The 2872-nt window shown below is 73.4% G+C and carries 3 protein-coding genes; all 3 read right to left on the minus strand.

Annotated elements, in window-relative coordinates; genetic code table 11:
* A partial coding sequence (locus J5F18_RS01030) for an FAD-dependent monooxygenase (protein WP_346300519.1) occupies window positions 1-648 on the minus strand: 648 nt, incomplete at its 3' end.
* A 10-nt stretch (window positions 649-658) separates the two neighbouring features.
* On the minus strand, window positions 659-1903 hold the full coding sequence (gene ubiH / locus J5F18_RS01035) for a 2-octaprenyl-6-methoxyphenyl hydroxylase (protein ID WP_346302145.1): 1245 nt from the start codon (window positions 1901-1903) through the stop codon (window positions 659-661).
* An 85-nt stretch (window positions 1904-1988) separates the two neighbouring features.
* Window positions 1989-2872: M24 family metallopeptidase (locus tag J5F18_RS01040; RefSeq protein ID WP_346300520.1), on the minus strand; the 884-nt coding region annotated here is incomplete at its 5' end.

Raw genomic sequence — 2872 nt, forward strand, 5'->3', positions numbered from 1 at the left:
CATATGGCCGGTGTCGCGCTCCCGCGTCTCGATGCCGGCGAGCTCCCGCAGCGGCGAGCGCGCCCCGTCGGCGGCCACCACCAGGGGGGCCACCAGGCCGCGGCCATCCGCCAGGCGCACCCGGCGGCGCCCCTCGGCCGCCGGCTCCAGCCCGGCCACGCGACTCCCCAGCAGCGGGCGCACCGAGGGCAGGGCCACCAGGCGTCGCTCCAGGGCGGCCAGGGTCACGTCGTTCTCGACGATATGGCCCAGGGTCGGCACGCCGGCCTGCTCGGCGGAGAAGCTCACCTCGCCGCTGCCCTCGGCGTCCCATACCTGCATGAAGCGATAGGGGCTCACCCGGCGTGCCGCCATCCACGGCCAGGCACCGAGCCCCTCCAGCAGCCGCCGGGAGACCGGCGTCAGCGCGCTGACCCGCCTGCCCGGCTGGCCGCGCCCCACCGCGTCGGGGTCCAGCAGCGCCTCCCGGGCATCCACCAGGGCCACCTCGACCCCCGCCTCGCCCAGCAGGCAGGCCAGGGCCGCGCCCACCATGCCGGCCCCCACGATCACCACCTCGGCGGTCTCCTGGCGCGCCTCGTCCCGTCCCATTTCCATCGGGTCCTCCATTCGCTTCTCTTCCTTCTTCACCTGGCGTGCGGTGCCCATGCTCAGCCTCCTAGCGTTCCAGGCCCATGGCGCGCCGGGCCAGGCCGCGACGCAGCGGCCCGGCCAGGTTGAGGCCGATCAGTCCCGCCGCCCGGGCATGGGAGAGCAGCACGCTGTCGATGCCGAACAGCCGCACCAGACCATCGCTGAAGCGGATCACGTTATGGCGGTCGGCGTGGCGCCGCGCCTCGAAGTCGGCCAGTACCGCAGGGCTGCCCGGCGCCTCGCCGCGCTCCCGGCCGGCCTCCAGGCCGGCCTCCAGGGCGGCCACCAGATCGATCACCCCGCGCAGCGCCAGGTTGAAGCCCTGGCCCGCCACCGGGTGCAGGGCATGGGCGGCGTTGCCCAGTACCGCCAGGCCAGGCCGCGTCGTTTCGCGGGCGGTGACCAGGCTCAGCGGATAGGCGTGGCGACTGCCCACCCGCCGGAAGCGCCCGGCGCGGTCGCCGAAGGCGCGCTGCAGCTCGGCCAGGAAGTCGCCGTCGCCAAGCGCCAGCCGGCGCGACTCCGTGCCCAGGGGGTGGGTCCAGACCAGCTCCATGGCCTGACCGCCCAGGGGCAGCAGGGCGATGGGCCCCTCCGGGGTAAAGCGCTCCCAGGCCACGCCGCCGTGGGGTCGGCTCAGCTCGACGCTGGCGATCAGCGCCACCTGGTCATAGGGGTGGGCGTCGCTCTCGATGCCGAGCCGCTCCTTGAGCCCCGAGCGGCCGCCATCCGCCAGCACGGTGAGCCCGGCCGCGAGGCGCTCCCCATCGCAGAGGGCCAGCCGATGGCCGCCTGGCGTCGGGACGATGCCCTCGACCCGGGCCGGGCAGTGCCAGGCGATGGGCAGCTCGCCCAGTCGCCGGTGCAGTACGCGGCCCATCCAGGCGTTGGGGATCACGTGGCCCAGGGCCTCCACGCCCAGCTCCTCGCAGGCCAGACGAGTCGCCCCGAAGCGCCCCCGCTCGCTGATATGGATGCGCCGGATCGGCGCGGCGTGCTCGGCCATCGCCGCCCACAGTCCCATGTCGGCGAAGTGGCTCGCCGAGCCCTGGGCGATGGCGCTGGCCCGGGCATCGAAGCTGGGCTGGAAGGGCGCCTCGGTCATCTCGAGGAGGGGGGCGGCCTCGATGACCGCCACCGAGAGGCCATGGCGTTCGATCAGCGGCACCAGGGCACAAGCCAGGCTGGCCCCCACCAGGCCGCCGCCGACGATGGCGATATCGACCCGGCGCTCGGTCGGGGTGGGCGATGCCGAGGCGCCGGCGGGCATTCGCGGTTCGTTCATGGCGTCTCCGGGCAGGAATTCTTTCGTAACGTAAATTACATAACATTCATCTGGGCGGCGATGAGACCGATCACTTACTCGCCATCAGCGATTCGATCTCGTCGAGGCGCTTGGGCACGCCCGCGGTCAGCACCTCATGCCCCTCGGCGGTGACCGCCACGTCGTCCTCGATGCGGATACCGATGCCGCGGAAGGCCTCGGGGATGTCGTCGTCGGCGGGAATATAGAGGCCCGGCTCCACGGTCAGCACCATGCCCGGCGCCAGGGCGCGGGGCTCACCCGCCTCGCGGTAGGCCCCCACGTCATGGACGTCGAGGCCCAGCCAGTGGGAGGTTGAGTGGAGATAGAAACGCTTGTAGCCCTCGTCGTCGATGCGCGCCTGCACCTCGCCGTCGAGCAGCCCCAGGCCGATCAGCCCCTCGGTGAGGCCCCGCGCCACGCCGTCGTGGAGCTCGGCCAGGGTGACGCCGGGCCGGATCGCCGCCACGGCCCGCTCCTGGACCTCCAGCACCAGGGCATAGAGGGCCCGCTGGGCCTCGCTGAAGCGGCCGTTCACCGGGAAGGTGCGGGTGATATCCCCGGCATAGAGGTCGAATTCGGCCCCGGCGTCGATCAGCACCAGGTCGCCGTCCCGCAGCGGGGCGCGGTTCTCGATGTAGTGCAGCACACAGGCGTTGGCGCCGCCACCGACGATGCTCGCATAGGCCGGCCCCGTGCCGCCCTGCCAGCGGAACTCGTGCTCCAGCTCCGCCTGGAGGTGGTACTCGGCGAGGCCCGGGCGCGCAGCCCGCATGGCCCGCAGGTGGGCTCGGGCGGAGATCGTCGCGGCGTGGCGCAGCAGCGAGAGCTCCGCCTCGCTCTTGAACAGCCGCGCCTCGTGGAGCAGCGGCGCCACGTCGATCAGCGCCTCCGGCGGCCGGGCGCCGCGGCGCACCCTGGCCATCAGGGCGGCAC

Source organism: Halomonas sp. BM-2019, from assembly GCF_017584085.1.

Excerpts from the sequence above, each read along its gene's own strand:
- ubiH (WP_346302145.1), bottom strand. The coding sequence starts at position 1,903 with ATGCCCGCCGGCGCCTCGGCATCGCCCACCCCGACCGAGCGCCGGGTC.